The 2,687-nt window shown below is 52.2% G+C and carries 1 protein-coding gene and 1 pseudogene; one reads left to right on the top strand and one right to left on the bottom strand.

The features are described 5' to 3' along the window. Window positions 1-239: 239 nt before the first annotated feature. A complete protein-coding gene (locus tag AC07RZ_RS24045; RefSeq protein WP_494669860.1) occupies window positions 240-953 on the bottom strand; it encodes a hypothetical protein in 714 nt (237 codons plus the stop codon). Between the two features lie 395 nt (window positions 954-1,348). Between AC07RZ_RS24045 and AC07RZ_RS24040 the strand changes: the two are divergent. Further along, a pseudogene (locus AC07RZ_RS24040) lies at window positions 1,349-2,380 on the top strand (DDE-type integrase/transposase/recombinase). Window positions 2,381-2,687 lie beyond the last annotated feature (307 nt).

The raw sequence follows: 2,687 nt of genomic DNA, 5'->3' as shown, positions 1-2,687 counted from the left end.
CGCAGGCTGCTCGCCGCCCGCACCACCAGAGAAATTTCCTTATCTCTAGACGGACAAGCGGCGAAGGATCGGGGGGGGCAGGGTTTTTGTGGATAGCACATCAGTGCCTTGTGGATGGTGGTGGTCGGGATAAACGTAAAATTTGACACGGAAATTAAGGCTCCGCTGGGGGGGGGGCTGTTTCTGCGCGCGGCTAGACCTGGTTGACGGCCGGTCGCGCGCAGGACTCTCGCTAACGCTTAGAAAACCAGGTTGACGAGGAATTTATAGATATAGGTGCCGGCGGCACCACCGCCAAATGTGGCGACGCCAGCACCACTGGTATTCGCCAGCGCCACGGCCTGGAGCACGATTGGTTGTGCGGAGCCATTGGCCGTAACTGCGACAGAGTTACCGGATGCGCTCTGAGTCCCGAAATTTCCTGCGACACCGCCTGCGGAGGTGATACCGAGGTATATGCCCAGCGACGTGAGATTAGTGGCCCCTACGCCGTATGCAATAGAACCGGTGATATTGCCGAACGTGTTGGCTGGTGCCGTAGCGCCCGCTGGATCGTTGGTTGCAGAGATGCTATAGGGTGTGCCGCTCGTGCAATTGGCGGAAGCGGTTGGCATGGAAGCGGTGGGTAGCGCTCCCTGAGTGACGCCGGTAGGGTTGGGCCAGGAGCCCGCATTAGAGACAGTACCTGTAAACGCCGTAGCGAGATATGCCGCCGGGGTTGAATTGGTTGACGCTGCTGACATGGTCGTGACGACGGGTACGCCTACGGCGGTGGAATTGACCGTAGTCGTGCCGACGGTCAGCGTACAACTTGGCGCCGTCAGTGTGAGCGAGAACTGCACGGGAATGCTGAAGGTTTGTGTCGCGGCGTTGGCGGCTTCGGAAACTCCAAGTAGAGCGAACATGCTTGCAGAGGCTAGGGTAAGGCGAGTGAATTTCAGGGACGTTTTCATATGTGCTCCGGTCATAAAGATAAAACAAAAGGCGCCTTGTCAAAACATGTCTCTGTCCTGATTTGAGTTTTTGATCAAAAACTTCGGTCAGAAAATGCTTATTCAAGATCACGTCCATAAACACGAAATGCCGCTGTTTAGTTATTTTGGACTATGACGAGAGGATACATTTTTAAAAAAACTATCAGTATGAAAAAAATAAAATATAGATATAACTTTCACGCCAGCCTGTTACATAAACCCTATGCCTGTCAACAGCTGAGCATAGATAGGCATGACAGATGGTGGTCGCGCCCACATCTTCGTGAACTGCCTCGTTACAGTAATCCGCCTCACCACCAAATGGTCGCTTTTAAAAGTAGAATTTTCTAAACTGAGATTTTTGAAAGTTCTGCATGAAGACTTCCTGCTTTACCGACAGCCAAATCATCGCCATCCTCAAGTAAGCCGAGGGTGACTCGCTCGTCCCTGAACTGTGCCGTGGACACGGCATCAGCAATGTCACGTTTTACAAATGGTGTTCAAAGTTCGGCGGTATGGATGCATCGCTGATGGCCCGCATGAAAGAACTGGAAGACAAAAACCGGCGCCTGAAGAAGATGTATGCCGAAGAACGGCTCAAGGCCGAGATCGTCGCCGAGACCCTCACAAAAAAAATGGCAGAGCCATCTCAACGGCGAGAGATGGCGCAGTGAGTGGTAGCCCAGCGTTCAGCCACCATTGGATTGACATGCCAGGTCTTCGGCATCAGCCAAACCTGCTATCGCGCCAAGCTCGATGCGGAAAAAGCGTTGTTGCCGACTGACTGGTACGACTGACGAGTAATCAGCGCAACTGGGGCTTCGGCTTGTGCTTCCTGTACTTACGCAACGTGAAAGGCTTCAAATGGAACCACAAACGCGTCATCGCCTGGTGCGGGAGAAGCTGCTGCCGCTGGCTGTGTCCGCGCAGATCAGCGAAATCTGGTCGATGGACTTCATGCATGATCAGCTTGCCGACGGTCGCAGCATTCGTCTGTTCAACGTGATCAACGACTACAGCCGTGAAGGGTTTGGTACTGACGTCGATTTCTCGCTACCGTCGGAACGGGGCATCCGTTGCTTGGATCGGATCATTGAGTGGTGGGGCAAACCGAACGTGATCCGTTGCGACAACGGGCCTGAATATATCAGCGCCGTGACGCTGGCCAGGGCTGCAAAGCACGGCATTCGGATCGAATTCATCCAGCTTGGCCAGCCGCAGAAAAATGCCTACGTCGAACGCCGCAACCGCATGGTTCGCTACGATTGGCTGGCTCACCACCTGTTCGAAACACTTGATGAAATTCAGAACTTTGCACGCGCTGATTATTGACCTGCAATCACGGCCGGCCAAACATGGCTCTTGGTGGCATCACTCCTAAACAGAAGCTAGCTTTGGCCGCTTAACTTCTACTTTTGGCGTGCTCTAAAAATGGAGGATTACCAATGTAAGAGTGTATTTAGTTGTCCGCTCCGAAAGGTTGTGGGAATTTTTTGATCAAAAATTATGCAATCTGTCTGGGACAAGAGCGGTCTTATATGCCCGTGCTGAGGTTGGCGCAATTTTACCTGTTTGCGTTATTGGAAATCCTATGTGGCATGAGCTTCAAGCTCTATGCTAAAAATAAGTAGATTTTCCATTCACTCACTAGACTCTATTCAGACTTCAGGCAAGTGATTTTCTTTCCTGTTGTGGTTGCGAACAGGGCATGAC

The sequence above is a fragment of the Collimonas sp. GW821-FHT07E08 genome (assembly GCF_059418905.1).
Note: the sequence above shows the minus strand (reverse complement) of the source record. Positions and strands in the feature narration are given on the sequence as shown.